This is a genomic window from Enterobacter sp. BNK-8 (assembly GCF_048685095.1).
Classification (GTDB): domain Bacteria; phylum Pseudomonadota; class Gammaproteobacteria; order Enterobacterales; family Enterobacteriaceae; genus Enterobacter; species Enterobacter quasiroggenkampii.
In genome coordinates this window covers 2,591,908-2,617,064 of sequence record NZ_JBLQTN010000001.1, presented here as the reverse complement: position 1 = coordinate 2,617,064, position 25,157 = coordinate 2,591,908, and the positions used below count along the sequence as shown (strand labels likewise).

Sequence of the window (25,157 nt, the reverse complement as noted above, 5' to 3'; positions counted from 1 at the left end):
TCTGCATTCTGCGTTACCTCTAGGAGGTGGCGTATGAAGCAGCACTACTGCATCGTTAACGACACCGTTAAAGAGAACCTCATCGCGTACATTCGCACCCTGCCGGTAAACCCTCGCGCGCCTATGGTGGTAGAGGCCCGGGAGGAGACCCGCACCGACAAGCAAAACCGCCTGATGTGGCCGTTGTTGAAAGACCTGTCTGACCAGGTTGTCTGGCACGGCGAGAAGCTAACCCGCGAAGAGTGGAAGGACCTCATCACCGTTCTGGTAAACCAGACCCAGGACCAGGAACAGAAATCAGCGCCTGGCATCAACGGCGGCCGCGTTTATTTCGGCGTCCGCACATCCAAATCCAGCAAGCGCTACATGGTCGACGTCATCGAGGCTATTTACTGGTTTGGTACCGACCGCGGCGTGAAGTTCTCCGAAGCGTCCAGCAAGCGCATCGCCTGGGCGCAAGAATGGAGGTCTTCCCGTGGGTAGTCCTCTCGCACGCGTCATCACCAATGAAATCTTCCGCGTTCCGGCGCGCCGCCAGCGCAAGCCAGCGGTTAAGCCGTCCGACATCCCGACACTGAAAGACTACACCGCCAGCCTGGTGGATCAGAAATGGCTGCGACTCGCGGCGAGGAGGAAGCATGCGTAAACCATCCCGCCGTAAGTGCAAAGTATGCGGTGAATACTTCGTGCCGAAATTCCACGACATCCGGATCCGCTGGTGCTGCCCGGAGCACGGAACAATCCTCGCCATGGAAGAACGCGAGAAGGAGAAGGTGAAAGCCGCGGCTAAGCGCATCAAGGAGCAGAAGGAGGCCGAGAAAGCAGGGCGCCAGCGCCGCGCAGAGCGCCGTAATGAGCTAAAGCCGATCCGTCACTGGGTGCAGATGACTCAGCGCGCCTTCAACGACTGGCGGCGCGAAATGCTGCTGGCCGCCGGGCATGGCTGCATCTCCTGCGGTACCAAGACCGCCTTCGCCTGGCATGCCGGGCATTACCGCACCACTGCCGCCGCACCTCAGCTTCGCTTTAACCCGGACAATATCTGGCTCCAGTGCTCCGCCTGCAACGTTCACAAATCCGGGAACATCGAGGCATACCGCGCAGCGCTGGTCGAACTGATCGGCGAAGAGCGAGTGCTGGCGCTGGAATCTAATAACGAAACCCTCCGATACACCCGTGAAGAGCTGGACGGCATCCGCGCCAAGGCCAGGGCAGACCTTCGCGCACTGAAACAGCAGGAGACAGCATGAGTAAAATCCAATACCCAATGACCACGGCAGCTATCTTCGATGATGTTGTCTACCCCCTCCACTTCGATAATGCCGGTAAGGTTAAGCAAGAGATTGAAGGTGCTGTTAATTGGTTCTGCAGGTGGTGCAACGAAGAGAGAGCAGTTGTTAAAGCACGGGTTCTGGTCAGTTGTTGGGGTCAGTATCTGAATTATGCACAAGTCATGGAGGATGGGGTGTGAAGCCAGAAACGATCGAGATACTCCGAGCGCGCTGGCAGCGCCTCCGGATTTACCGCCGCCCGGGCTCCGTGCTGGTCGATTACCGCATTCTCCGTAACTTCGTTCGCATCTATCATCCTGCAGGAGCCGCACAATGAACAGTCAGCAACTGGAATACGTACGTCAGCAGCTCATTGTGGCAACCGCAGATCTGAGCGGGGCGACGAAAGGGCAACTGGTAGCTTTCGCAGAGAACGCGCAATTCACCGCTACGGCGCGCAGCCGTGGCCGGAAAAAAGTATACGACAAGGATAAGCAGCGTATGGTCAACCCGGACGGACCGCCGATGAGCGGTAGCCAGTCCCGCGCCAAGGGATCATCTATCGCGCTGGTGGGGCCGGTTGAGTTCGTCACCGCCTCATGGCGCCGCGCGGTGCTGTCGCTGGAAGACCACCAGAAAGCGTGGCTGCTGTGGAACTACAGCGAGAATATCCGCTTCGAGTACCAGGTGGCGATCACTCAATGGGCGTGGAATGAGTTCCGGGAGCATCTCGGCACGAAGAAGGTGGCCGGCAAGACGATGGATCGCCTGAAGAAGCTGATATGGTTGGCGGCGCAGGACGTCAAAGCGGAGCTGGCAGGGCGTGAGACGTACGAATACCAGGCACTGGCGTCGCTGGTGGGCGTAACACCAAAGAACTGGTCAGAGACCTTTACAGACCGCTGGGTTGAGATGCGTCGCATCTTCCTGCGCCTGGACAGCGGAGCTTTGTTGCAGGTTACGCGATCACGTTCACAACAAAAGGCGACAAATTTCGATAGAAGTCTTGCAAAACTGGATTGAAACGCATATATTTCATGTAAATCTGATATCGTCGCCATAGCTTCGTAGGTCGACAAAGAATTAACAGCCTCGCCATCGTGCGGGGCTTTTTTATTTGCGGTACGCTGCACACAACCCTTCGGCCAACGAGCCGACATTGCCTTACCCCCATATTGCCCGCCTGTCGCGGGCTTTTTTATTTCAGGCCCCGGGAACCATCCTCGACATGCCTTCTTGTTAAATCGTCCCGAGGGCCTGACCCATTACACACAGCTCCCGCCAATACGCGAGGAGAAAGAGATGATCCGATATATGCCTGACAAAATCGCATCCGCAGTCTCGTATTGCGTGTCTGGCAGTCTTATTTGTGGAGGCGGCATTTTGCAATGGTTGCACGACCTCGACTGGAACAAGGTTGCCGTGATTGGCGGTTTTCTTATCGGTATAGCCACTTACCTTACCAACCTCTACTTCAAAAGACGCCAGACCAAGGCATACGAGAAGGCCCTCAAGAAGGGCTACATTACCGCTCCACCACAGGATAATTAACATGGCATCGACAAGAGCAAAACTCAGCGCCGCCATGCTATCCCTGATCGCCGCTGGAGCATCAGCGCCAGTGCTGTTTGACCAGTTTATTAGTGAGAAGGAAGGCAATGCTCTGGTAGCCGTCATGGATCCTGGTGGAGTCTGGTCGCTATGCCATGGCGTGACGGTTATCGACGGAAAACGTGTCGTAAAGGGTATGACCGCTACCGAGGCGCAATGCAAGAAGGTCAACGCTGTTGAGCGTGATAAAGCGCTTGCCTGGGTCGACCGGAATATCAAGGTTCCACTGACCGCTCCGCAAAAGGTAGGCATTGCATCGTTCTGCCCGTACAACATTGGTCCCGGTAAATGCTATCCATCCACCTTTTACCAGCGAATCAATGCCGGTGACCGTAAAGGGGCCTGTGAGGCTATCCGCTGGTGGATTAAAGACGGCGGCCGGGATTGTCGCCTGACCAAGGGCCAGAAGAACGGCTGCTACGGTCAGGTTGAACGCCGTGATCAGGAAAGCGCACTGGCGTGCTGGGGGATAGATCAGTGAGCCGCCTTACCGCCATTATCGCCGCGGTGGTGGCGTGTCTGATTGTCTGCCTTGGCGGGCTGGTAATGCACTACCACAACGCCGCCAGTAAGCAGCAGATGCGAGCGGAAGCCGCAGAGCAGCAGATTAACGCCGCTGAGTCAGTGACCTCTAACGTCCTGACCACCATGACCATCTTCAACACCATCTCCGAGGCCAATCAGCATGCAAAAGAGCAGATCGCACTGGACGCATCGGAAGCCTCGGCAGATATCAAGGTTTCTGTTGCGAACGATGACTGTGCTCGTCGCCCTGTTCCTGATGGCGCAGTTAAGCGGCTGCAACAATACGCGGACGGTTTACATCAAGGTGCCGGTGGTGCCGCTCCCGGTAAACCTGACAGCTGAGACGCCTTACCCGGCAATCCCGGACCCGATGTCATGGGGCCAAAGCCTGGACCTGAATGTCAGCCTGCTTTCTGCTCTTGGGCAGTGCAACCGCGACAAGGCCGACATCAGGGAAGCAGAAAAGAAACGAGCCTCGCAGTAGCGGGGCTTTTTATTGCGCTTCGCATGCGCATTTCGAAGAGAGACTTTCAGTCGTGAGCCTGGGCAAGCCGTTCACTCTTGGCGGCTCTGCCATGCGACAGGCTCACATCTAAAAGGTAGTCACATGAAAATCATTAAGCATTGGTTGGTAAAACTCTATCAGCACAGTCAGCAATCTCCATTGATGTCGATAGCTTCAAATGGGGGGCAAGGGGGTATTGGAATCTTAAAAAGGCTGATCGCGGAAGGTTATTCGAAAGACAAGGTTACTCTCCCTCATCGCGACGGGTTTATCACGTTACTTACAGGCCCATATGACGCCGAGTTAACTACTTTCCGCGCCGATATCGTCGACAGCATTGTGTGCACGCCAGTTTATGAAGGCGAAGAAGAAGCGAAAGCTGATTCTGACGCGCTCAGAAATATTAAGAGCGCACTCTCAAAAAATACTCATTTGCTGAAAAGTGAATTCTTCACTATTGAGTGCGATCTACCGACCCCTGAAGAGCTGGATAAAATCTTTGCTCAGCTCTGCGAAGAGTTCGAGGGGGCCCCATTGTCCTGCCTTACTTTTCCAGCGTTTTTTAATGAAATTGTTGAGCGCACAAAAGGGCTCACTGGCATGAAAATGAATGTGAAGCCTGAGTGCATGTTTAGCCAGAATGCGCTGCGCGGGAAAAGCATTAGGCCAAAACACTAACACTCCCGGCATTACAGGAGCCCTTCATTGAGGGGCTTCGATAATGTCAACGTGAGGTAAGTATTATGGCAAAACCGGACTGGGGAGCACTGCAAGACCAGTTCCTCGCCGAGCATGCCAAAACAGGTATTTCCCCCAAAGACTGGTGCCAGGCTCAGGGACTGAATTACGCATCTGCGAAACGCTACATCAAAGTAACGTCGTATGGTGCGAAATCGCAGAAAGAAGCTGCGAAAAAAAATGCGAATTCGCAAAAGGGAAAGGGCGAGGCTAGTAAATCCGGGAAGGTGAAAAAATCCACCCGTGAAACAGGCGGCGCCAAAAATTCCCGAGACGCGAAACCGATACGCGGGTCACGCACCGCACCGCCGACAAACGCCTTCCAGCCTGGCAACCAGAATGCACTGAAGCACGGCGGCTACGGTCGCAGGATGCTGCTCTCTGACGCAATCACCGAAGACGCGAAGCTGCTCACGCTCGACGATGAGCTGTTCTGGCTGCGCGCGGCGAACCTGACGGCGGCGGAGAACATCGGGCGCTGGCAGGCTGAACTGGAGCTGGCCGATGATGACAAAGCGAAGGATCTGCACTCACTGATTTCCTCTGCTGAAAAAGCAATGCACCGCAACACGCAGCGCATCGAGTCGCTGGAGTACACCAAAGGCTCGATAGAGAAGCTTCGGGTCGATGCCGCTTATCGCGAACGCGCCACTGAAAAAGTGGAAATGGAAATCGACATCATGAAGGACGGCGACAGCGACAACGCGATCGTCGTACACAACACCCTGCCGATACCTGGAAGATGATATGGCCGACATTTACCTCCCGACGCTGCATGACGGGCAGTTAAAGGTCTGGTCCGATTCCTGGGAAGGTCAACTGCACGCGGTCCGGTGTGGTCGCCGCTGGGGTAAGACTTTCATGCTGTCCAGCGCCGCTGTGACCTATGCTACTGCGCCGTTTAAGCGCCCGGGCATGGACATTGAGCTCGGCGGCCGCGTCGGTATCTTCACCGCGGAGTATCGCCAGTATCAGGAAATATACGACAAGCTCGAAGAAATCCTGCTGCCGCTGAAGAAAAGCTTTAGCCGCCAGGAGAAGCGCCTGCTGCTGAAGAACGGCGGGAAGATCGACTTCTGGGTCACCAACGACAACAAACTGGCTGGCCGTGGTCGTGAATACGAAATCATCCTGATAGACGAGGCGGCGTTTACCAAGTCGCCGGAGATGCTGAGGGAGATCTGGCCGAAGTCGATTAAGCCAACGCTGCTGACGACGAAAGGCCGGGCCTACGTGTTTTCAACGCCGGACGGGGTGGACGAAGAAAACTTCTTCTACGCCATTTGTCATGACAAGAATCTCGGATTTATCGAGCATCACGCGCCAACGTCTTCCAACCCGTTCGTTCCGCCGGAAGAACTGGAGAAGGAGAGGGCCAACAACGACCCGCGCGTATTTCGCCAGGAGTTCATGGCCGAGTTCGTCGACTGGTCCGCCGCTTCGCTGTTCGACGTCCGCAAATGGTTCGAGGGTGAGAATCAGGATCAGCCTGTCGAGTACCCTGAAATGTGCCAGGCCGTCTTTGCTGTCATGGATACCGCCGTCAAAGGTGGTTCAGAACATGATGGTACGGCGGTGGTGTATTACTCCGTCGACACCCGGCCCGGCATTCAGCGCCTCACCATTCTCGACTGGGACGTCGTACAGATTGACGGCGCTCTGCTGGAAACGTGGATGCCTTCGGTATTCGACCGCCTCAACGAGCTTTCCGGCCAGTGCGTTGCCATCAACGGCAGCCTGGGCGTGTTCATCGAAGACGCCAGCATGGGCAGCATCCTCCTGCAGAAAGGCGAAAGCCTGGGATGGCCGGTCAACAAAATTGAGTCCGCCCTGACCAGCAAAGGAAAGGACGAGCGCGCCATTATGGCCTCCGGTTACCACTACCGCGGCCTGGCGAAAATTTCCCGACACGCCTACGAGAAGACAGCCGTCTTCAAGGGCGAGACAGCAAACCATCTGCACAAGCAGGTTTCCCGATTCCACCTTGCCGACAAGAAAGCGCATAAGCGCGCCGATGACCTGCTCGATGATTACACCTACGGGCTGATCATCGCCTTCGGCAGCGGCGACGCAATCTGACGAGAGAACCAATGAACGAAGACGATTTCGAAATCGGCAGCTGCTCTCACTCAGAGTTGATGGCATTGCTGGACAGCGACGACATCCAGCCTGGCTCTACGGCTGGCTATCAGACCTGCAAAACGGTTTACCTCTACCACCCGCTGGGCGGCAAGATGGTGGATCGCCCGATTAAAATGGCGATGAATGAGCCGCGCACCGTGCATGTTGCCCAGTCGTACGGCCTTGAGCAACGCCTGCGCGACGCGTTTGAACGCGAATGGAAAGCGATGGGTGCGAACCAGCACATCGCCAACGCCGCGCGCATCGCCCGAATTTATGGCGTATCAGCGATCGCAATGCTGGTGGATAACCAGGAGCCGAATGAATCGCTGGACTACCGCACGCTGTACAAGCACAACGTCAGCTTTAACATTCTCGACCCGCTGAACGCCGCCGGCAGTATCGTGCTGAATCAGGACCCGAACGCGCAGGACTTCCAGAAAGTCGACGGAATCCGGGTTGCTGGCAAGCCGTATCACAAATCGCGCTGTGTCGTCGTGCAGAACGAGGATCCGATTTACCTCGCATACAACCCGGCGGCGTTCGGCTTCACCGGTCGCAGCGTTTACCAGCGCGCCCTCTACCCGCTGAAGTCTTTCATCCAGACCATGCGCACCGACGATATGGTTGCGGTGAAAGGCGGCCTGTTGGTGACGAAAATCAAGGGGCCAAGCTCCGTCGTCAACAACATGATGCAGAAGCTCAGCGGCATTAAGCGCATGATGCTGAAGCGCGGGAAGACGGGGGAAGTCCTGCAGATCGGCGAACTCGACAACATCGAGTCAATCGACCTGAGCAACCTGGAAAAGCCTCTCGACTCTGCGCGCACGCACATCCTGGAAAACATTGCTGCCTCTGCCGACATGCCAGCGATCATCCTCAACTCTGAAACATTCGCCCAGGGCTTCGGTGAGGGCACTGAGGATGCCCGCGCCGTAGCGGTGTACATCGACAACATCCGAGAGTGGCTTGACCCGCTTTACGCGTTCTTCATCCGCGTGTGCCAGTACCGCGCCTGGAGCATTGAGTTCTTCCAGTCTCTGCGTGCTGACTTCCCAGAGCTGAAAAACACCTACAGCGTATATTTCGCGAGCTGGATAAACAACTTCGAATATCGCTGGCCGTCCTCCCTGAAAGAGCCGGAAAGCGAGAAGGTAAAGGTCGACGATACGCGCTTTAAGGCTATTGTCAGCATGCTGGAAGTGGTGCTGCCGCAGCTTACTGCTGACCCCGAAAACCGGGCTACGCTGATCGAGTGGGCGTGCGAAAACGCCAATGCCAACGAGAACCTCTTCCCTCAGCGGCTTAATCTCGATTACGACTCGCTGAAGGAAAACCCACCGCCGGAGCCGCCGAAAGCTGAAGAGCCGGGTGGCGGGATGATGCTATGAACACTTTCACCCGAACAGTGAGAGATGCGGTGAAGTTCTTTCTCCGCAACGGCTACTCATCCCGTGAAGAGCTGGAACGCTGGCAGGCGATTATCCGCCAGGCAGCCGAAAGCGAAACCGCCGATGACTACATGGCAATGGTCACCCGGAACCTGACGAAAGCATACGACCTGCAGGTTGGTCGCGCTGGCGCGCTGAAGCGCCATCAGGGCATATCCCGGTTTACGCTCAACTACCTTGAGCCAAAGCTGAGGACGGAGCTCGACAGGCGGATCCTCGCCAGCGCTGACCTAATCCAGCTCAACCGCAAAAAAGCCATCGACACCACGTTGTCGCGGTTTAGCGGCTGGGCCAGCAGCATTCCCTCAGCCGACAGCATTGCGCTGACCGGCATTCAGGGAACGATGCGGGAGACGGCAGCGCACATTCAGAAGGCCGCCGAGAAGGTGGACTATGAAGCGCGGCGGGTGATGATAGACCAGAACCATAAGCTGATAGCCAACATCGACAACGTGATCGCAACCAGCAACAACGCGATTGCAGCGATATGGCACAGCCACTGGCGGCGGCCGGGTTATGACTTCCGCGAGGACCACAAGGAACGCGATCAGCTTTATTACCTGATCCGCGGGAACTGGGCGCAAAAAAACGGGTACGTGAAAGCCGGGCCAGCTGGTTACCTCGACGAAATCACTCAGCCTGGCGAAGAGGTTTTTTGTCAGTGCTACGTGACCTACATCTACAACATCCGAAGCATTCCTGAATACATGCTGACCCAGAAGGGGCAGAAGTTCATGGAGTCGATGAAGAAAGCAGCATAGGAGCATTAAAACGTGGCTATTTTTGGCAGCGGGATAATGTTCCGTCAGGGTAAGTTCGTCTTCCTGATCCAGCGTTCGGATGATGGCACGTGGTGCCCGCCTGGCGGAACGGTAGAGCCTGGCGAGCTGGCTATTGATGCCGCGCGCCGCGAGGTGCTGGAGGAGGTGGGTTATCAGTACGATGGCCCGCTGACTCCGCACAGCGTGTACGGCGATTATCTGACGTTTCGCGCCGAGGTGCCGGAGAGGTTCGAGGCGAAGCTTAACGACGAATCGCTGGCTGCCGGATGGTTCCACATTGACGATCTGCCCAAGCCGCTTCATCAGCCCTTCGCTGAGATGCTGGCGCAGCAGGCGCTCAATGAAACCGAGGTGGCCGCGCTCATCGCTGACGGGACGCTAAGCAGCCCGCAATATTTTTACAACATGTGGATGTTCGCCATCCGGGTAACCGGAACGGGGGTTACCTGGCGCTCTGCAGATCAGGAGATGACGTTCCGTAACCCGGACGATTATCTCACCCCCGAATTTCTCCAGCGGGTAGCCGGTGTACCACTTATCTGGCTTCACCCCAAAAAAAGAACACTTGATAGCGACGAGTTCGCAAAGCGCGTTATTGGTACCCTGACAAATGCCTGGGTAGCCGATAAGGGCGAAGTGTGGGCTGTTGCGCGCGTGTACGACGCCGAGGCTGCTGAAATTATGGCAACAAGGCAATTAAGCACCTCGCCAACTGTGAAGTTCTCAGAGGTAGCTCAATCAATCAATGTCGACGGTCAGCCTCTACTGGTGGAGCCATCCCCCGAGCTGCTCGACCACGTTGCAATTTGTGAACAGGGCGTATGGGACAAGCTCCTTGCCCCTACTGGTGTTAAATCTGATTCCATTCCAAACGAGGCTGAAAAGATGGACGAGGAAAAAATCGTAGCGCTAATCAATAAGGCGATTGACGCACGCATGGCTAAGGCTGACGAAGAAAAAGACGCCAAAGCCAAGGCCGATGCCGAAGAAGCAGCCAAGAAAGAAAAGGCTGATGCTGAGGCAAAAGAGGCCGAAGAGGCGAAAGCCAAAGCTGACGCGGAAGAGAAAGCCGCGAAAGAAAAAGCAGACGCAGAAGCCAAAGAGAAGGCCGACGCGGAAGAGGCAGAACGTATGGCGAAAGAAAAGGCTGATTCAGAACTGCGTCAGCAGATCGCCGACCTGCGCTCCCGCATCCCAACCGAGTTGAGCGATGAAGAGCGCAACGAAGTCGCCGACGCACAGGTGAAGGCTGATAGCGTGTTCTCCTGCTTCGGCAAGCGCGCGCCGGTTCCGCTGTCTGGTGAAAAGCCGCTGGCATATCGCCGCCGCCTGATGATCCAGTTGCAGGAGCATTCGCCTGACTTCAAATCCGTCGACCTGTCCTCCATTGCTGACTCAGCGCTGCTGAGCGTGGCCGAGAAGACGATCTACGCCGACGCGCAGAAATCGGCAAGCCTGTCTGTTGGCCCTGGCATGCTGCGCGAAATTAAACGCGCTGATGCGACCGGTCGCCAGATCAGCACCTTCGAAGGCGATCCTGCTGCCACCTGGGCTCCGTTCCAGTCAGGCAAACGTCAGGTCACCAGTTTCAACAACCAGGCTTAACGGGAGCTCTCAAGCATGGCTAACTTATCTCTTAACCCGATGGCAACCACGAATGCGCTGGGCTCCTTCGGTGTGCAGTCCGACGGTTATATTCAGGGCGTGGCGCTGGATGACCCGGCTAACCGCTTCAATCTGGCGGCGGGCACCGTGGCGGCAACGGAAACCAAACCACTTTGGGGCGGTCTGCCGGTTGCTGAACTTCTGCCTGGTACCAGCTCAAGCCCGCGCGGTTCATACATCCGTCGTGCCGTGTCTGTTGCCGAACTGGAAGGCTTCACCGTCTTCAATCAGGCTCACAATGGCCTGACCACTCCTCAGTCTCCGGTACCACTGTACGCATCCGGCATGAGCGTTTCGTACTACCGCCTGGGCTCAAACATGCGCGTTCCGCTGAAAGCTTCGGCGCAGGTTGTCGCGCTGGGTGCCTCCGGCGCTTCAGTGAAAACGCCGCTGGCCTGGGATTTTGTGAACAACCAGATCACCACCGCGGCGGCGGCCGGTTTCGCCGGTTCTGATATTGCGACAACTGCTGTGACCTATGCCAATGGCGTGGCGACAGCAGTAACCGCTTCAGCTCATGGCCTGACTGCTGGTCAGTACGTGAAAATCAGCGGTGTAGTTCCTGCTGCGTACAACGGCACTGTGGTCGTGCTTTCAGTCGTGAACACGACGACCTTCACCTATGCCCCGGCAACTGCACCAGGCGGCGCTGCAACCACGCAGGGCACCATCGGCGCAGTTACGCTTTCCGACATCACGCTGCCGGTAAAAGTGCTCGCCATCGAATCAGGCAATTCGAAGACTGTCAGCTATGACAGCGCGACGGGTTTCCTGACCTGGAATAACACCGACAGCTGCGCGCTGGTCTTACTTTAATCGGGAGCTGAATTAAATGGCTGCAATTACCCCCAGCTACACCATCGTCAATCCGTCGTACATCGCGCCGGAGATGATTATTGGTTACCAGCAGGCATCAGGTGCGTTTGAAACCATCGCCAGCGGTAACCCGCAAGTCCGTCTCGGCGTAGGCGATCAGTACGTCTACATGCGCCGCCTGGATATTCGCACCCAGACCACTTCCAGCCAGTCCGGTAACGGTAACCAGCTGCCGAGCGTGGCGCTGGATGCGAAGATGATTTCCACCCCAACCTATCTGTTCCGCTGCCGTGGTATCTACGATCACCATGACATGGCTGCTGCCGGTAACTGGAACTTTGCACTGCCGGAAGCGCAGCGCCTGGGCATGCGTCAGGGCATTTTCCAGCAGCTGCGCTCTGCACTGCTGTACGGTATGAACCCTGCTGGCGGTGAAGGCCTGCTGAATACCGCTGGCGCGACTACCGAGTCCCTGCCTCCGGACAGCAACGGTAACACCACCGTGCTGACCTATGACCACGGCCAGATGGCGGTATACCTGCTGGGCCACGTACAGGCCGCACTGACCCGCACCATGCAGCTGGGCCGCCAGCAGCGTGTCGTTATCCTGGGGCCGCAGCGCGTCCTCGGCGCCATGGAGATTCAGCAGATCGTTCAGCTGACTTCTTACCAGCGTCCTGGTGGTGGTACTGACACCGTCGGCGGCACGGTGAAAGAAGTGCTGAAAGGCGCAAACGTCCAGGTTGACTGGGTGTATGACGATACCCTGATCGGCGCTGGCGCTGGCGGTACCGACGCGGTGGTGATCACCATCCCTGAGGTCGAAGTGCCGATGGTCAACTCTACCGTGAACACCAACGAATTCGCCAAGCTGACCCCGTCTCTTGCCGCGAACGCGCTGATGTTTACCGACATGGCCGCGCCGCGCGAGATTCCGACACCGATCGCTGGTGGTGCCATCGATGTTCTGTCCGAAATGCGTTCTACCGCAGGCTGGGCAGTTCGTCCGGAAGCAATCACCATCCTGTCCATGGCGTACAGCGCCTGATCCATTCTTTGAAGTGGTTAAGCCTCTGCCGGGGAAACTCAGCAGGGGCTTTTTTACGAGGGTAACCAATGAAACTCTATATCGCTAACACCACCAAGCAGCGCCAGATTTTCGCCTATCGCAAGCTCGAGACCGGCCGCCTTATTCAGATCCCGATTAACCACGGCGATCAGATGATGGTGCTGGATGGCACAACTGAAGAGATTGAAGCGGTGGTGCAGCATCACCAGGTTTACGGTCTGGTTGACTCGACGAAAATCGACCAGAGCCAGGCGTTTGTCGGCTTGTGCTACAGCCTGAACAAGCCTGTATCAGCGTCGGTAATCGAAAAAGCAATCCGTGATAACGATATTCACCTGACCCGTGGCGCCCACGGCCGCCGCCAGGCATCTGTAGCGGCTCTGGATAGCGCGCTGCGTGAAAGCGGTACCGGCTATTCCGGCGAAATGGAAGTCAGCGCTGAGCAGGCGAAAGGCCGCGAAGACAACGAAGACACTCCGACGGTCAACGAAACAATCGTGACTGAGCAATCCGGGAGAAAGAAAAAATGACAACGAGCGTGTCGGGATTCATCGAATTCGTTCGAACTGACATGGGCGTTACCGCCGCGCAGGTTCCCGACGACTCGCCGTCTTTCACCCTGGCGTATGGCGGCGCGGTTGAGTGGGTAAACCCCGATATCGCGTGCGTCACGCCGAATCTGTACACCGTTGCCGTGTACAACCTGGGCGCGTCTTTCCTGGTCAACTATGGCACGGAATCGGTATTCGCCGAGTTCAGGAAAACGTATGGCCTGAACGATTTCAAGGCTGGCGTGATTACTGGTGCCGGGGATAACTCGACCAGCGCTCAGCGCCTGGTGCCGGACTTCTTCAAAGACCTGTCACTGGCTGACCTGCAGATGCTGCAGGACCCATGGGGCCGCCGGTACCTGATGATTGCCCAGCAGTTCGGCAGTCTGTGGGGGCTGTCATGATCACCTTCCACCTGGGGGTGATTGACGTCCCGTATGAGGACGAGAACACCACGACCGGAGACGTCGCCGAGTATCTGGAGGAAAAGTACCAGATCATGCAGACGTTTTTCGACAGGTACAGTAACGACATCGCTGACCTGATGGCGAACGATCTGGCGGCGTCGCTTGAGAATATGATGGCCGGCGCGCCGCCAGCCAAAGACCCTCTGGCAGAGTCAATGTCACGGATCCATGACCTGTTTGTCGCCTTCCTCGACAACACCGAAATGAACGGATTACCTGGTGTGCCTACGCGCCGCGCGCTGGACGGCATCTCCCGGCGATTCAAAAACAAAAAGGGGCCTCCGCGCCCGTCATTCATCGATACCGGAACCTATCAGGCCGCGATGCGCGCCTGGGTGAGCGGGGTGCTAAATGCCTTCCCTGGATGAGTTGCAGCAAACTGCAAAAACCGAGCTTAACGCCACGCTGACGCAGGGTCTTGATGACCTGAGCCGTTTTCAGGTGGTCACGTTCACTAAGTATATCCGCAAGGTGCTGCCCCTCGATGGTTTCGTCTTCTGGGTGAAGGCCTCTGTTTTGTCGGACGACCCCAGCAGCGAGCCGGATACGGTTGACGTTAAGGGCTATCTGCACCTGACGACCGAAACCATTCAGGACGATGAACAGCTTTACGACCGGAACGTCGTGACGTTTACCGCGCAGGCGGACATCGACCCGTTCAACGATATCGGATCTGATGTCCTGTATATCGGGGAATTCTTTGGCCTTCAGTTTTCCTTCTCCCGGCGCACCGGGCTGAACGAACCGGCCAATCTCTACCACTACACAGGGGAGGCAATATTCCCCTACATGCGATCGCAGATCATCAACTCTGCAGATGACATCGATCTGGCTGATGTGGTGGTTTCGAGTTCATTGCCGGTATGGCTGGCGCTGAGCCAGTACATGCCGATGTTCCCGGCAAAGCTGTCGACGCAGAACTTTTCACCGCCGTACGCAACGGTGAAGTGCAGCAACACCGCGCCGATTGCCGGGAGCTTTTACCTCGATGAGCAACAGAACCAGTATCAGCTGGTTTCCGAGGATGTGACGATCTCCATCACTGGTCTGCGCAATGCCGGGGTTGAAGATTTCCTGAGGTACGTGCAGCAGTACACGCTCGGCGATGACGCGGAAATGGGCGTGATGAATATCCCGGTCGTTCAGGACGATCGCGTCACGCAGAACGAGCTGAACATCATCGCCATGAGAAAAACCATCAAGTTCAAAGTCAACTATTACCAGCAGCGCATGCGGAACGTCGCGCGCAGGCTGATCACGTCAGCGATTCCGTCCATTTACCCGGAGAAATAAATAAATGGCAATTGTTAACATTAACGTCTCGGTGACCAACCCACCGAAGCCCTCTCAGCTGCTCAAATCCGGCGCGATGATCTCCATGGGCGGAACAACCCTGGCTGCAGGTGAGTATCAGCTCCTGACGACGAAAGACGATCTGAAGGATATCACCTCACCGGCTAAAACTATTTCAACGATCACCTGGGCAACCGGCGTGGTCACGGTAACCCTTTCAGCGGCGCATGGCTGGAATGTTGGAGACACTATCCCGCTGGTAGTCTCTGGCGTTACTCCAGCAGCGTATAACCGCGCCGTAACCGCCACTGTGACCACTTCCACCGCCTTCACTTATCCGCTGGCGACAGACCCTGGCACGGCAACAGTCATGGGTACGGTGAAAACCGTAGCGGCAAACGAAATCATCGAGATGAACACCACGTTCTGGTCCCAGGGAACTACCCACGCGGTCTATGTGCTGGAACTGGGCGACGTGTCTGTTGCTGCTGCTGTTGCTGCTCTGGCCGACTTCATCGATGAGGATATCTCTCTGGGCAACACCTACCAGAAATTCTTCTCCTACCTTACGCCTCGCGAATGGGCCGGCGAGCCGACGTTTAAAACCCTGACGGGTCTGTACACCAGTCCAGCGTCACTGGTGTATTTCTTCGTCACCACCACGATCGCCGCCTATCCGGATTGGGTCGCCACCAAAAACAAATCCGTGTTTGCGGGTGTCGAATCCCCAAACATCCCTGCGGGCGAGTTTTCCATGGCCGCGTGGTTCCAGTCCTCTCTGGCAAACGACCCTGGCTCGTCAAACATGGTTCCGCCAATGGCTTACCGTTTTGGCTACGGCGTAACCGAGTACCCTGTAGAAGGGAATGGCACGCTGCTTAAGCAGCTCCAGGACAACAGCATCAACTACGTCGGCACTGCCGCGGAAGGTGGGCTGAGCAACAAAATGCTGGTGGCTGGCCACATGCTGGATGGGAACCCGTTCAACTACTGGTATTCCGTGGCCTGGACTGCAATCAACCTCGAGCTCGATCTGGCTAACGAAATCATCAACGGTTCAAACACCACCGTTAACCCGCTGTACTACGAGCAGAACGGCATCGACCGCCTGCAGCGCCGCGCACTGAAAACCATGCGTAATGGTGTCAGTTACGGCCTGATCTTGGGTCGTGTAATTGGTACCGGACTGACGCAGCAGGATTTCAATACCGAGTACGAGAAAGGCACATATGCCGGGAACGCGGTGATTAACGCCGTGCCGTTCGCGAATTACACCAGCCTGAATCCGTCCGATTACGCCGATGGCAAGTATAACGGCTTGAGCGCCGTAATGACGCCGCGCCGCGGCTTCGAATCCATCACGTTTAACGTGAACGTAACCAACTTTGTAGGGGCGTAAAAAATGGCAAACCCATTAGTACCGCAGGGATTCCTCAATCGTGTACGCGGCGCGGTGTCGGTAACTGACGTGCCAGCGCTGAACATCACCGCCTCTTATCTTGGCAAGGACGCGATCAGCATGCGTCCTGACGGCCCGGCGACGGATATTATCCCGACGCTGACCGGCACCGTAGGCAGCCAGGCGCCATATCAGCAGGTGACCGTCACCGTCCATCTGCTGCGCACCCAGGGCCTGAGCGACAGCTATAAAAACCGCTTCGCCACCGATACAGCACTGGGCGAGGTTGTAATCACCCCAGACGCGAACACGCTGAGCAATTTCACCGTGCTTAACGCTTATCTGGTGAACTTCAACGAACTGCCGTTTACCGGTATGGATGCCGGGTACGTGGTTACCATCAGCGGTTATATCCTGGCTAACGACAACATGTGGGTCTGATTGTGAAAATAGACAAAAAGCTCAACCTGGTAACAAACATCACCCGGGAAGACGGGTCAATCGTGTACCTGCATGTGACCCCGTTCCCGTATGAGGTGGTGGAGGAGCATTGCCTGCTGCTGGGCAACCTCTTTACCAACTTCATCTCACAGGTCGGCGGCCTTGGCGCAGCGCGCGTTGCCGCGATGATGCTCCGTAAAAAGCTTCAGCGCGAGCAGGAGCTGAGGGAAGAAGCTAACCAGCAGGCCCAGCAGGCCCAGCGGGCTCCAACCATCGTAGACGAGATCCAGCGCCTTACATCTGTGGTCTGGAATGACGGCGGTAACTGGAAAACTGCATCTTTCGAAGTCGCGATGAAGCAGGGGATTATCTCTCCTGACGAATACCGCGAAGTTGAAGGTGAGGTGGTTTTTTTTATGGTTACCTCTGCCATTCAGAAAGCTCACCTGATCGCCCCGACAGTGGGCTCAGTGATCGGCATGTTCGGTGGGCAACTCGTATCATTGAACGTTACGGCGTTCCGCGATTCCTTGCAGACGTCGAATCCTCCTACCGATACCCAGACCCTGAGTGCCCAGCCGGAAACGTCGCATATACCCTCCTAGACTGGGCGTCTAATGAGGGTTTCTGGCGGGTAATCAGGGAAATCACCGGCGAGGAGTTCGCCAGCCCGGCGCAGTACCGCCAGCGTTACATCATTTCCGCGCTAAAAGACAGGGGTTCCTTCAATGGTGGCTAAGTCTATTGTCGATATTGACGTAAATGACGACAAATTCGTCGCGTTTATGGAGAAGTTCAAAGAATATCAGGCTGCACTTGAGGACCTTCCTGAAGCATGGCGCGGGCTGGCGCATGGTGCCACTGATGCCACCAAAGAGACGGCGAAAGCGAAAGCAGAGGGAGATCTTCTGGCTAAAGCCTTTTCGGAGGGGGCCAGCGCGATACTGTCGATAAACAGCGGACTGGAACGGCTCACCGACAGCCTGGACCGGGCGAACAAAAGTCAGGAAGACTTCAACAAGAAAACCCGCTCATCAAAGGGGTTTTTGAGTGACGCCACGAAGGACGCGAAATCGCTGGCCGGGCATATCAGGGATGCCACCACAAGTCTGCTGTCATGGGGTGGTATCGTCGGACTGTTCACCGGCGTGCTGGGCGTAGGCGGTCTTTTCGGTCTTAACCGCCTGGCGGCCACAACCGGGTCCCAGCGTTTCACCTCTCTCGGTATCGGGACGAGTATCGGCGCGCTGGACTCCACAGCCATTAACTACCAGAAAGCACTCGGAAACCCGACAGGGACGCTGGGCGCTATCCGTGACAGCCAGATGGATCTGTCAAAGCGCTGGCAGTTCCAGGCTCTCGGGATCAACAACCCCGACCAGGACCCGGCGAAACTCCTGCCGCAGCTGATTCGCAATGCGCGAGACATCTTTGTCAAAAACGGCAGCACCCTGCAGGGGGCAAACGCCTACGGCCTGACGAACTTCTTCAGCCTGGATGACCTGAATCGCTTTAAAAATATGAGCGATGAAGAAATCGATGCGATGGAGCGCCGGGCGCAGAAGGATGCGAAGTTACTGCAGATCACCGATCAGCAGGCGCGGCAGTGGCAGGATTTCAGCGTCCAGCTGGATTACAGCGGACAGAGCATCCGTAACACGTTTGTGCGCGGGCTTGGACCGCTCACCCCGCAACTGAGCAAGCTTTCTGACGCGCTGGCCGGTGCCATTGATACTGTGCTGCAGTCTCCAGAGTTGGGTAAATGGATTGACGGGCTGGCGGGCGGAATAGAGCGCTTCGGGAATTACCTGGCATCGCCAGAGTTCACCAAGGACGTTGACAGCTTCATGGCGCAGATAAAAGACATGGGATTAACCATTGATAACGTCATTAAGTTCCTCAAAGGCGAAACCATTAATGGATGGATGAAGTCTTCAGAAGATAGCGCGAATTCAGCTGCTGATTGGATAAAGGATAAGACTGGATTTGATACTCGTAGCGTAGGGCCGGCTGTTAATAATTTCTTTTCAGGTAGTTGGGAAAAGATAAAAAACGCATTTTCCAGCGGCGATATTACGCCAGTAGATTCCACTCCGGCTGATGTCAAAGCTAAGGGAAGAACCATAGCTGACCGTTTCAATAACCCTGGAAATCTCCGTGCCGCGCCAGGATATGAAACTTCGAATACTAAGAGCGGAAACTTTGCTGTTTTTCCTACCCTGGATGAAGGCGTTCTCGCATCAGCCAGACAATTACAGATCTATGGCTCCCGCGGTATCAATACCGTCAGCGAAATAGCGAAAAAATGGGCTCCTCCTAACGAAAACGATACGGCGGAGTACATTCGGCACGTCGTTAAAACGACCGGTCTTGGTGCTAACGACAGGCTGAACCTCAATGATCCTGCGATTCTGGCAAAACTCATTTCCGCTATGGCGACAAAAGAGGGAGCAGGAAACCGGGTTAGCGAGGGGACGGTCATCAAGATTTTCAACAACACAGGCGGCAATGCCATCGTTTCATCATCACAGCTTGGAGTGACTGGATAATGGCATTTACTCGCGAACTCTACCGGCTTGGCTTCGAAATATCCCCGGTTATCCTCTGCAATGGAGTTGCGGAGGCTATCCCTGGCGGCATGCTGCCAATAGTGGCGCTAACCCAGAGCGCCAGCTTTGTAACCGGGCTGATCGGCGGGGCAATCAACCTTACCGATCTGGATAAATATTTCTGTCACTGGCGGCCTGTTCAGGGCGCAACGATGGTTGACTATGACATCGCTCGCTATCCGTTCGCTAACCAGACTGTCGCAGCTAACGCGCTTCTTGCACAGCCGCTGAGAGTCAGCCTGATGATGGATGCGCCAGTGAACGAGAATACCGGAGCCATGACCAAACTGGTAACCCTGAGCTCGCTGCAGGCGGTGCTTCAGGCGCATGCCAACCTGGGTGGGACTTACATCGTGGCCACGCCGTCAATCATCTACAACAACTGCATCCTGAAAACTGTAAAGGACAGTTCAACCGGTAATGATCCGCTTCCGCAGCGGTCCTGGCTCTGGGATTTCGAGCAGCCGCTGATTAGCGAAACTGCAGCTGATCAGGCAGTAAACAGCTTCCTCAGCAAAATTGATGGCGGTGACCAGAACAACAGCAGTGCATGGACAAACACTGTCAGCGCGCTGGGCAACACATCGCTTGGCGGATCGGTTACAGAGGCGATAACGGGCGTGATCGGCAAGCTGCAGGGGGTATTTGGCATATGAGCACCGTCAATTACCCGTTTACCGGGCTTGAGAGAAAGAGCATGACGTTCTCGCCGGTTCTCGACGGGACGGTCTACACCTGCCAGATGAAATGGAACATCGCCGCGCAGCGCTGGTATTTGCTGATCACCAACAGCGCCGGCAACCCGGTGCTGAATACTGCCGTTGTTGGGTCGACATCTTCAGGTGGAATAAACCTCCTGAATGGGGTGTTCACATCGACGACCATGATCTGGCGTGAAAAAAACGGGCAGATTGAGGTAACGAGCTGATGCGCTATTACGAAATTAACATTTTTGATGGCGACACCTTAATCCAGCAATATTCCAGCCTGAAGAACGGAGTCTATAACCCAGGCGCGCTGATGGTCGAATTCGACATCATGCGCTTTGGTGAATCAACGCCAGCAGGGGAAACGCACCTGACTGTATGGGGCATCGGCCCTAAAGATATGCAGCAGGCCAGACAGAACCTCTACGGCAAGCGAATTCAGATCTTCGCCGGGATGTCGAAAGGACTGCCTCTGGCGGGAGTGTGGGACAAAAAGCTTGCCATAGAGGGAACCATTTTCCAGGTGTTCGGTAACTGGCAGGGCACAGAGCTACGGCTGGACTTCATCATTGTTGCGGGCCCCGTTAACACCACGGTCCGCGGGCAGATGGTGCCTCTTCAGGTGACCATGCCCTGGTCTATGGGGCAGAAACTCTCCGTCGCGCTGACACAATGTGTCATGACGATGGGAGGCTTTACGCCGAACATAAGCATCAGTGACAGGCTTACGCTGAATTACGATCGCCCCATGTTTTGCGGCTCCCTCACTGAGTTGGCAAAAAACCTGAGGGCATTTTCGCTATCCCGCATCAAAGACCCCGGCTACACGGGGGTCGAAATTGCCGTGGTCAATGGCAACGAAATCCGGGTGTGGGATAACGACTACGCCAACCACCCGGATCAGGGTTCAAAAACCAGCGCGACGGAAAGGAGCAAAAACCCTGTCCAGATAAATTTCAATGACATGATCGGCCAGCCAACGTGGATTAGCTTTGGCGTTGTCAGCGTCATATGCGTGATGCGCGCTGACCTGCAGACTGGCGACCACATCCTGATGCCTGAGAAGGCCAGGCCGATGATTCAGGCATCCTCTTACTCCCAGTTTCGAGACGACTCCGCCTTTAACGGCGAATTCGTTGTTCAATCGGTACGGTTGCTGGGTAACAGCAGGCAGCCTACAGCTGAGGCGTGGATCACAGTTATTGAGGCATACCCGGCGGAGGCGGTTAAGACAAAATGAGCGTTGACCAGAAGCTAAATTTCGGCCGGAACATGAACAGGTTCGCTGAGCAGAAATTCCAGGAGGCGTTCCAGGCTGCCGGGAAGATACTTCCTGCCAGCATTGTTGAGCAGAAAGGCAACATGGTAACGGTGTCATTCGAGCTGCATGACACGCCATACGTTTTCCCTAATGTCACGATCCCGCTCTTCGGTCCACAGTACATCCGCTATCCGATGCAGCCAGGAGATAAAGGGATTGTTATTCCTGCGGATACCTATCTTGGCGGCGTGAGCGGGCAGGGCGGTGGCATCGCCGACCTCACCCCTCCTGCCAACCTTAGCGCCCTGGTATACCTGCCGATCAGCAACACCGAATGGGAGGCCGTCGACGGGAACGTGGTCACTATCTATGGGCCTGAGGGCGTGACTATCCGGGACCAGGGAAGCAACACGACGTTTCTGCTAACTCCTGACAGCGTAACAATCGCTGCTGTGGATCTGTTTAAGGTCACAGTCGGCAGCACTGTTCTCACCCTTACGCAGGGTATGTGGAGCATCACCGGCCAGAGCGGGAAGTTGCAGGATTCAACCGCCAGCACCAGCCCGGAGATTATGCATACCGGCTGGGCGTCGCTGGTGACCTGGTTGAATTCTCATCTGCATTCAAACGGGAATGGCGGTTCAAACACCGGCGCTCCGACCACCACTTTCAACGGGAATATCACGCAATGAGAACCTATGGGAGAAATGCAGAGGGCAAGTGGGTGCTGGTGGTGCCGGATGAAAATGGCTTCAACGACTCTATCTATCTAACGACGCTGATCCAGAATCTGAAGCTGGCGCCGCAGGAATCACCATTTTTTGCAAACAACGGCATACCATCCCAGAGCTCTGTTATTCAGCAGGTGCTGCCTACCTACTATGTAGACAGGCTTCAGCGGCAATTTAGCCCGTATTTTTCATCGCTGCAGATCGCCCTTGTGAGTGATGATCCGCCTGTATACAACATTTCGGCGATTACGAACGCCGGTTCTAAAATTATCACAACGGTGAACGTATGAGTGATTTGTCCGTTAGCTATGACGCAGCCGGGCCAGTGCCGAAAACATCCGAAGAGCTGCGCGCCGACTTAGTTTCAAGAGCCACAGAATTATCACCAGGCATCACTACGGACCTCCCCGGATCACTTATCGAGGATATCGTCGGTACCGATGTTGGCGCGCTACTCATTGCCGATCAGATTCGTGTCGACCTCATCAACTCCGTAGGCCCGCTGAAAGCCAATATGTACATGCTGAACCTTCTGGCCCAGCAGTCAGGTATCAGCGAACAAAAAACTCAGGGGGCGACAACTGTACCTGTCGTGTTTGAGGGCCCGGTCGGCTTCGTAGTGTCACAGGGGTTTCTGGTCAGCGATGGCACGTATACCTACCAGATCGCCGATGCGACAGTGGTGCTGTCTTCCGGTGTCAGTTCGATGGTAACAGCCATTGCAACAAACACTGGTTCGTGGGCTGTACCGGTAGGATCGGTTAATCAGATACTGACCAGCCTGCCGTCTGGCATTACTCTGACCTGCACCAACCCGGTTGCTGGCACCCCAGGTGGTGCGCCTGAAACTAACTTCGAATTTCGCGAGCGCGTCTGGGAAGCTCAGATGTCGACTGTTCAGGGATATCCCGGCTTTATCCGCCAGAAATTGACAGACCTGAGTAATGTCCAGGCTCGTCTGGTTTCCGTTGTTCAGAGCGGTAATGCCTGGATTGTTATGTGTGGCGGCGGCGATATCTATGAGATGGCCGGGGCCATTTATAAGTCAGCCGGCGACATCAGCAGGCTAAAAGGGACTGACCTGAACGTCACTGGGATCACCAATGCGAACCCAGGAGTAGTAACGACCGACATCACGCACGGATTCAGCTCTGGCCAGGTAATTAATATCGCAGGTGTTACCGGCATGAGCGGGATTAATAACGTCCCTCTCACTATAACCGTGTTAAGTCCACACACTTTCTCAATAGGCATCAATACCACCTCGTCAGGCGCATGGACTGGTGGTGGAATAGTTACGCCGAACCTGAGGAATAATGTGGTTACGGTCAACGACTGGCCAGATAACTACCTGATACCGTTTGTCATACCATTTCAGCAACTGGTGACTATCAAGTTTCAGTGGGCAACCGAAAGCGCGAACTACCTGACAGATGCAACAATAGCCTCTCTGGTGACGCAACCGGTTATCAATTATGTAAACGGGATATTCGCTGGAAAGCCGATGAATATAAATAACGTCAAAGATGTTTTTCTTCAGGCGATTAACAGCACGCTGGATATGAGCCTGATTTCGACACTGAACGTTATTGTTACGGTCAATGGAGTTATCACAGGAGTGGATGCCGGAACCAACATTATCAGCGGCGACCCTTACAGTTACTGGTTCATTGCCTCTGACGGGGTTATCGTGGATGGACTTTAATATGCTTGAAGATATCATTAAGTCTTACTTGTACACGCAGTATAACGACGATGATGATCTCCAGGCATTCGTCACTGCGTATAACACCATGGCTCAGGAAATTTACTCATGGATGATTAACGCGAATCTTCCGATCTTTGTCGGCGGGTATAATGCTGGTGACCAGTTAAAATGGATAGCCAGGGGGATTTATGGCGTTAAACCGCCGGTGCTCGTCAGTGGTAAGCAAACTGTATTTGGGCCGTACAACGCTGTTCTGTTTAACCAGTTGCCATTCAATGGCCGCAAGGTGGTCAATCAGTCTGAGCAGGTTGTCGTTTCAGACGATTTATTCAAACGCATCATGACCTGGAATTTCTATAAAGGTGACGGGTATTACTTCACAATCCCCTGGCTAAAGCGCCGCATCATGAGATTTTTAACGGGGGTAGACGGCGTTGATGTCGTTAATGATCAGCACTGGAGTATTTCGGTATTGTTTTCTGGTTCTGGTGCAAGCATTTCGATCATAAAAGGTTACAGGAAGCTTACAGACACATCATTGTTCAATAGCTTTGCTTTCAACTCGCGAACTTTTAACCAGAAGAAAAGCCTGCTGATTAAGAGTGATAATTATGAGTACGCATCGCTCTTTAAGCAGGCTTTTGATAGTGGATTACTTCATATGCCGTTTTATCAGCCAGTAACGGTGACAATTATCGGTTGAAGTTACTTAGTTACAGTGTAAAATTTCATCATGCATTATGGCTCACTAGGGATGAAAATGAAAAATTTATACTGCGTATTTTTGTCATGTTTTGTTTTGTTTGGGTGCGCTGATCCATCTATTCAAAAACAGAGAGATATTTTAGTTTCGAGGGCGCCACTAGATTTTTCAGTGAAGGGCAGCAATATACCGGTAAGCATGAAAGACATACGAGGTCAATTAGTTTCAAATGGATGGGAAACAAATGATTTTATAAAGCGCCTTACTGATAAATGTTACCACTTGTCTTACTCTAAATCTGGAAGTTGTGCTCTTGACTTTTATTATGGAGAGCTGGTAAGGCGTACGAGTGAAAAAAATAATGCAATTTGTGATAGAGATGAAAGTTGCATTAAAGAAAAAAATGTACTTTCCGCTTCAAAAGATCTTAATACTACATATTATTTTGTAATGGCAAGAAACCCATATGACCAAGCAGAATTTGACCTTAATATTAGAGCCTTATGCAAGGCCGCAGGTGTTGGGCAGAGAAGAGGTATAAGCCTAGAGCAGATAAGATCAGATGTTGAACGGCAGCCAGGCTTGTCTCCGGAAGTAAGAGGTCAATTTAGGGATATCGCTGTTGCCTGTTGGAAATTAAGCAAAAATGGAATTGCAGATGGGACAAAAGAAATCAAAAATATTTATTGATTAAGTTCCTTTGACGTTTGGACTTAACCTTTATCACCAATAT

At 54.7% G+C, this 25,157-nt stretch carries 33 protein-coding genes; all 33 read left to right on the top strand.

The genetic code is table 11. The annotated features are described in order from the left end of the window. Window positions 1–33 precede the first annotated feature (33 nt). A complete protein-coding gene (locus ACMGGU_RS12695; RefSeq protein WP_420300608.1) occupies window positions 34–483 on the top strand; it encodes a recombination protein NinB in 450 nt (149 codons plus the stop codon). After that, a complete protein-coding gene (locus ACMGGU_RS12690; RefSeq protein WP_182014234.1) occupies window positions 476–646 on the top strand; it encodes a NinE family protein in 171 nt (56 codons plus the stop codon). Before ACMGGU_RS12695 ends, ACMGGU_RS12690 begins: the two co-directional genes overlap by 8 nt. Beyond that, on the top strand, window positions 639–1,250 hold the full coding sequence (locus ACMGGU_RS12685; protein WP_420300607.1) for a recombination protein NinG: 612 nt from the start codon (window positions 639–641) through the stop codon (window positions 1,248–1,250). Before ACMGGU_RS12690 ends, ACMGGU_RS12685 begins: the two co-directional genes overlap by 8 nt. After that, window positions 1,247–1,471 (top strand): hypothetical protein, encoded by a 225-nt coding sequence (locus tag ACMGGU_RS12680; protein ID WP_048223834.1) that lies wholly within the window; start codon window positions 1,247–1,249, stop codon window positions 1,469–1,471. The genes ACMGGU_RS12685 and ACMGGU_RS12680 overlap by 4 nt, the downstream gene beginning before the upstream one ends. Then, window positions 1,468–1,608 carry a YlcG family protein gene (locus tag ACMGGU_RS12675; RefSeq protein WP_017693180.1) on the top strand — a complete coding sequence of 47 codons (141 nt, stop codon included), beginning with the start codon at window positions 1,468–1,470 and terminating at the stop codon, window positions 1,606–1,608. The genes ACMGGU_RS12680 and ACMGGU_RS12675 overlap by 4 nt, the downstream gene beginning before the upstream one ends. Continuing rightward, window positions 1,605–2,294, top strand: a complete 690-nt coding sequence (locus ACMGGU_RS12670; RefSeq protein WP_420300606.1) for a bacteriophage antitermination protein Q — start codon at window positions 1,605–1,607, stop codon at window positions 2,292–2,294. The genes ACMGGU_RS12675 and ACMGGU_RS12670 overlap by 4 nt, the downstream gene beginning before the upstream one ends. Window positions 2,295–2,573: 279 nt before the next feature. Then, window positions 2,574–2,822 carry a class II holin family protein gene (locus ACMGGU_RS12665; protein ID WP_008499363.1) on the top strand — a complete coding sequence of 83 codons (249 nt, stop codon included), beginning with the start codon at window positions 2,574–2,576 and terminating at the stop codon, window positions 2,820–2,822. Between the two features lies 1 nt (window position 2,823). Next, entirely contained in the window at window positions 2,824–3,363 is a 540-nt protein-coding gene (locus tag ACMGGU_RS12660) for a lysozyme (RefSeq protein WP_420300605.1), read from the top strand. Between the two features lie 204 nt (window positions 3,364–3,567). After that, on the top strand, window positions 3,568–3,891 hold the full coding sequence (gene lysC, locus ACMGGU_RS12655; RefSeq protein WP_420300604.1) for an Rz1-like lysis system protein LysC: 324 nt from the start codon (window positions 3,568–3,570) through the stop codon (window positions 3,889–3,891). Window positions 3,892–4,014: 123 nt separating this feature from the next. Then, complete coding sequence (locus ACMGGU_RS12650; protein ID WP_420300603.1) at window positions 4,015–4,590, top strand: hypothetical protein; 576 nt, start codon at window positions 4,015–4,017, stop codon at window positions 4,588–4,590. A 65-nt stretch (window positions 4,591–4,655) separates the two neighbouring features. Next, window positions 4,656–5,396 (top strand): hypothetical protein, encoded by a 741-nt coding sequence (locus tag ACMGGU_RS12645; RefSeq protein ID WP_320738747.1) that lies wholly within the window; start codon window positions 4,656–4,658, stop codon window positions 5,394–5,396. Window position 5,397: 1 nt separating this feature from the next. Then, complete coding sequence (locus ACMGGU_RS12640; RefSeq protein ID WP_420300602.1) at window positions 5,398–6,729, top strand: terminase large subunit domain-containing protein; 1,332 nt, start codon at window positions 5,398–5,400, stop codon at window positions 6,727–6,729. A gap of 11 nt (window positions 6,730–6,740) precedes the next feature. Beyond that, entirely contained in the window at window positions 6,741–8,162 is a 1,422-nt protein-coding gene (locus ACMGGU_RS12635) for an anti-CBASS protein Acb1 family protein (protein ID WP_420300601.1), read from the top strand. Then, window positions 8,159–8,983, top strand: coding sequence for a hypothetical protein (locus ACMGGU_RS12630; RefSeq protein ID WP_109536373.1), 825 nt, complete (start codon window positions 8,159–8,161; stop codon window positions 8,981–8,983). Before ACMGGU_RS12635 ends, ACMGGU_RS12630 begins: the two co-directional genes overlap by 4 nt. A gap of 12 nt (window positions 8,984–8,995) precedes the next feature. Next, complete coding sequence (locus ACMGGU_RS12625; RefSeq protein ID WP_420300600.1) at window positions 8,996–10,609, top strand: NUDIX domain-containing protein; 1,614 nt, start codon at window positions 8,996–8,998, stop codon at window positions 10,607–10,609. 15 nt (window positions 10,610–10,624) lie between these two features. After that, window positions 10,625–11,485: a hypothetical protein gene (locus ACMGGU_RS12620; RefSeq protein ID WP_420300599.1), complete on the top strand. Its 861-nt coding sequence runs from the start codon at window positions 10,625–10,627 to the stop codon at window positions 11,483–11,485. 16 nt (window positions 11,486–11,501) lie between these two features. Continuing rightward, entirely contained in the window at window positions 11,502–12,533 is a 1,032-nt protein-coding gene (locus ACMGGU_RS12615) for a hypothetical protein (protein WP_045407450.1), read from the top strand. Window positions 12,534–12,601: 68 nt separating this feature from the next. Further along, window positions 12,602–13,084 carry a hypothetical protein gene (locus ACMGGU_RS12610; RefSeq protein ID WP_113073259.1) on the top strand — a complete coding sequence of 161 codons (483 nt, stop codon included), beginning with the start codon at window positions 12,602–12,604 and terminating at the stop codon, window positions 13,082–13,084. Continuing rightward, complete coding sequence (locus tag ACMGGU_RS12605; protein ID WP_111971718.1) at window positions 13,081–13,509, top strand: hypothetical protein; 429 nt, start codon at window positions 13,081–13,083, stop codon at window positions 13,507–13,509. The genes ACMGGU_RS12610 and ACMGGU_RS12605 overlap by 4 nt, the downstream gene beginning before the upstream one ends. Continuing rightward, complete coding sequence (locus ACMGGU_RS12600; protein WP_023327269.1) at window positions 13,506–13,940, top strand: hypothetical protein; 435 nt, start codon at window positions 13,506–13,508, stop codon at window positions 13,938–13,940. The genes ACMGGU_RS12605 and ACMGGU_RS12600 overlap by 4 nt, the downstream gene beginning before the upstream one ends. Then, the gene (locus ACMGGU_RS12595; protein WP_420300598.1) at window positions 13,924–14,865 is read left to right on the top strand and encodes a hypothetical protein; all 942 of its coding nucleotides are present in this window, start codon (window positions 13,924–13,926) and stop codon (window positions 14,863–14,865) included. Before ACMGGU_RS12600 ends, ACMGGU_RS12595 begins: the two co-directional genes overlap by 17 nt. A 4-nt stretch (window positions 14,866–14,869) precedes the next feature. Then, window positions 14,870–16,264, top strand: a complete 1,395-nt coding sequence (locus ACMGGU_RS12590; RefSeq protein WP_420300597.1) for a hypothetical protein — start codon at window positions 14,870–14,872, stop codon at window positions 16,262–16,264. Window positions 16,265–16,267: 3 nt separating this feature from the next. After that, window positions 16,268–16,705, top strand: a complete 438-nt coding sequence (locus ACMGGU_RS12585; RefSeq protein WP_023327272.1) for a hypothetical protein — start codon at window positions 16,268–16,270, stop codon at window positions 16,703–16,705. Between the two features lie 2 nt (window positions 16,706–16,707). After that, window positions 16,708–17,310 carry a hypothetical protein gene (locus ACMGGU_RS12580; RefSeq protein WP_420300596.1) on the top strand — a complete coding sequence of 201 codons (603 nt, stop codon included), beginning with the start codon at window positions 16,708–16,710 and terminating at the stop codon, window positions 17,308–17,310. 123 nt (window positions 17,311–17,433) lie between these two features. Further along, entirely contained in the window at window positions 17,434–19,254 is a 1,821-nt protein-coding gene (locus ACMGGU_RS12575) for a hypothetical protein (RefSeq protein ID WP_420300595.1), read from the top strand. Then, the gene (locus tag ACMGGU_RS12570; protein WP_420300594.1) at window positions 19,254–19,970 is read left to right on the top strand and encodes a hypothetical protein; all 717 of its coding nucleotides are present in this window, start codon (window positions 19,254–19,256) and stop codon (window positions 19,968–19,970) included. The genes ACMGGU_RS12575 and ACMGGU_RS12570 overlap by 1 nt, the downstream gene beginning before the upstream one ends. Continuing rightward, window positions 19,967–20,242 (top strand): phage baseplate plug family protein, encoded by a 276-nt coding sequence (locus ACMGGU_RS12565; RefSeq protein WP_032656038.1) that lies wholly within the window; start codon window positions 19,967–19,969, stop codon window positions 20,240–20,242. The genes ACMGGU_RS12570 and ACMGGU_RS12565 overlap by 4 nt, the downstream gene beginning before the upstream one ends. Next, on the top strand, window positions 20,242–21,261 hold the full coding sequence (locus tag ACMGGU_RS12560; protein WP_420300593.1) for a hypothetical protein: 1,020 nt from the start codon (window positions 20,242–20,244) through the stop codon (window positions 21,259–21,261). Before ACMGGU_RS12565 ends, ACMGGU_RS12560 begins: the two co-directional genes overlap by 1 nt. Next, window positions 21,258–21,974, top strand: coding sequence for a hypothetical protein (locus ACMGGU_RS12555; RefSeq protein ID WP_249564934.1), 717 nt, complete (start codon window positions 21,258–21,260; stop codon window positions 21,972–21,974). The genes ACMGGU_RS12560 and ACMGGU_RS12555 overlap by 4 nt, the downstream gene beginning before the upstream one ends. After that, window positions 21,971–22,303 (top strand): hypothetical protein, encoded by a 333-nt coding sequence (locus ACMGGU_RS12550; RefSeq protein ID WP_241187615.1) that lies wholly within the window; start codon window positions 21,971–21,973, stop codon window positions 22,301–22,303. Before ACMGGU_RS12555 ends, ACMGGU_RS12550 begins: the two co-directional genes overlap by 4 nt. Continuing rightward, complete coding sequence (locus ACMGGU_RS12545) at window positions 22,300–23,718, top strand: ubiquitin-activating E1 FCCH domain-containing protein (protein ID WP_420300592.1); 1,419 nt, start codon at window positions 22,300–22,302, stop codon at window positions 23,716–23,718. The genes ACMGGU_RS12550 and ACMGGU_RS12545 overlap by 4 nt, the downstream gene beginning before the upstream one ends. A 1-nt stretch (window position 23,719) precedes the next feature. Further along, window positions 23,720–24,424, top strand: a complete 705-nt coding sequence (locus ACMGGU_RS12540) for a hypothetical protein (RefSeq protein WP_420300591.1) — start codon at window positions 23,720–23,722, stop codon at window positions 24,422–24,424. 57 nt (window positions 24,425–24,481) lie between these two features. Further along, on the top strand, window positions 24,482–25,114 hold the full coding sequence (locus ACMGGU_RS12535) for a hypothetical protein (protein ID WP_420300590.1): 633 nt from the start codon (window positions 24,482–24,484) through the stop codon (window positions 25,112–25,114). The last annotated feature ends 43 nt before the right edge of the window (window positions 25,115–25,157 follow it).

Excerpts from the sequence above, each read along its gene's own strand:
- ACMGGU_RS12695 (WP_420300608.1), top strand. The coding sequence starts at position 34 with ATGAAGCAGCACTACTGCATCGTTAACGACACCGTTAAAGAGAACCTC.
- ACMGGU_RS12685 (WP_420300607.1), top strand. The coding sequence starts at position 639 with ATGCGTAAACCATCCCGCCGTAAGTGCAAAGTATGCGGTGAATACTTC.
- ACMGGU_RS12680 (WP_048223834.1), top strand. The coding sequence starts at position 1,247 with ATGAGTAAAATCCAATACCCAATGACCACGGCAGCTATCTTCGATGAT.
- ACMGGU_RS12670 (WP_420300606.1), top strand. The coding sequence starts at position 1,605 with ATGAACAGTCAGCAACTGGAATACGTACGTCAGCAGCTCATTGTGGCA.
- ACMGGU_RS12665 (WP_008499363.1), top strand. The coding sequence starts at position 2,574 with ATGATCCGATATATGCCTGACAAAATCGCATCCGCAGTCTCGTATTGC.
- ACMGGU_RS12660 (WP_420300605.1), top strand. The coding sequence starts at position 2,824 with ATGGCATCGACAAGAGCAAAACTCAGCGCCGCCATGCTATCCCTGATC.
- lysC (WP_420300604.1), top strand. The coding sequence starts at position 3,568 with ATGCAAAAGAGCAGATCGCACTGGACGCATCGGAAGCCTCGGCAGATA.
- ACMGGU_RS12650 (WP_420300603.1), top strand. The coding sequence starts at position 4,015 with ATGAAAATCATTAAGCATTGGTTGGTAAAACTCTATCAGCACAGTCAG.
- ACMGGU_RS12645 (WP_320738747.1), top strand. The coding sequence starts at position 4,656 with ATGGCAAAACCGGACTGGGGAGCACTGCAAGACCAGTTCCTCGCCGAG.
- ACMGGU_RS12640 (WP_420300602.1), top strand. The coding sequence starts at position 5,398 with ATGGCCGACATTTACCTCCCGACGCTGCATGACGGGCAGTTAAAGGTC.
- ACMGGU_RS12635 (WP_420300601.1), top strand. The coding sequence starts at position 6,741 with ATGAACGAAGACGATTTCGAAATCGGCAGCTGCTCTCACTCAGAGTTG.
- ACMGGU_RS12630 (WP_109536373.1), top strand. The coding sequence starts at position 8,159 with ATGAACACTTTCACCCGAACAGTGAGAGATGCGGTGAAGTTCTTTCTC.
- ACMGGU_RS12620 (WP_420300599.1), top strand. The coding sequence starts at position 10,625 with ATGGCTAACTTATCTCTTAACCCGATGGCAACCACGAATGCGCTGGGC.
- ACMGGU_RS12615 (WP_045407450.1), top strand. The coding sequence starts at position 11,502 with ATGGCTGCAATTACCCCCAGCTACACCATCGTCAATCCGTCGTACATC.
- ACMGGU_RS12610 (WP_113073259.1), top strand. The coding sequence starts at position 12,602 with ATGAAACTCTATATCGCTAACACCACCAAGCAGCGCCAGATTTTCGCC.
- ACMGGU_RS12605 (WP_111971718.1), top strand. The coding sequence starts at position 13,081 with ATGACAACGAGCGTGTCGGGATTCATCGAATTCGTTCGAACTGACATG.
- ACMGGU_RS12600 (WP_023327269.1), top strand. The coding sequence starts at position 13,506 with ATGATCACCTTCCACCTGGGGGTGATTGACGTCCCGTATGAGGACGAG.
- ACMGGU_RS12595 (WP_420300598.1), top strand. The coding sequence starts at position 13,924 with ATGCCTTCCCTGGATGAGTTGCAGCAAACTGCAAAAACCGAGCTTAAC.
- ACMGGU_RS12590 (WP_420300597.1), top strand. The coding sequence starts at position 14,870 with ATGGCAATTGTTAACATTAACGTCTCGGTGACCAACCCACCGAAGCCC.
- ACMGGU_RS12585 (WP_023327272.1), top strand. The coding sequence starts at position 16,268 with ATGGCAAACCCATTAGTACCGCAGGGATTCCTCAATCGTGTACGCGGC.
- ACMGGU_RS12575 (WP_420300595.1), top strand. The coding sequence starts at position 17,434 with ATGGTGGCTAAGTCTATTGTCGATATTGACGTAAATGACGACAAATTC.
- ACMGGU_RS12570 (WP_420300594.1), top strand. The coding sequence starts at position 19,254 with ATGGCATTTACTCGCGAACTCTACCGGCTTGGCTTCGAAATATCCCCG.
- ACMGGU_RS12565 (WP_032656038.1), top strand. The coding sequence starts at position 19,967 with ATGAGCACCGTCAATTACCCGTTTACCGGGCTTGAGAGAAAGAGCATG.
- ACMGGU_RS12560 (WP_420300593.1), top strand. The coding sequence starts at position 20,242 with ATGCGCTATTACGAAATTAACATTTTTGATGGCGACACCTTAATCCAG.
- ACMGGU_RS12555 (WP_249564934.1), top strand. The coding sequence starts at position 21,258 with ATGAGCGTTGACCAGAAGCTAAATTTCGGCCGGAACATGAACAGGTTC.
- ACMGGU_RS12550 (WP_241187615.1), top strand. The coding sequence starts at position 21,971 with ATGAGAACCTATGGGAGAAATGCAGAGGGCAAGTGGGTGCTGGTGGTG.
- ACMGGU_RS12545 (WP_420300592.1), top strand. The coding sequence starts at position 22,300 with ATGAGTGATTTGTCCGTTAGCTATGACGCAGCCGGGCCAGTGCCGAAA.
- ACMGGU_RS12540 (WP_420300591.1), top strand. The coding sequence starts at position 23,720 with ATGCTTGAAGATATCATTAAGTCTTACTTGTACACGCAGTATAACGAC.
- ACMGGU_RS12535 (WP_420300590.1), top strand. The coding sequence starts at position 24,482 with ATGAAAAATTTATACTGCGTATTTTTGTCATGTTTTGTTTTGTTTGGG.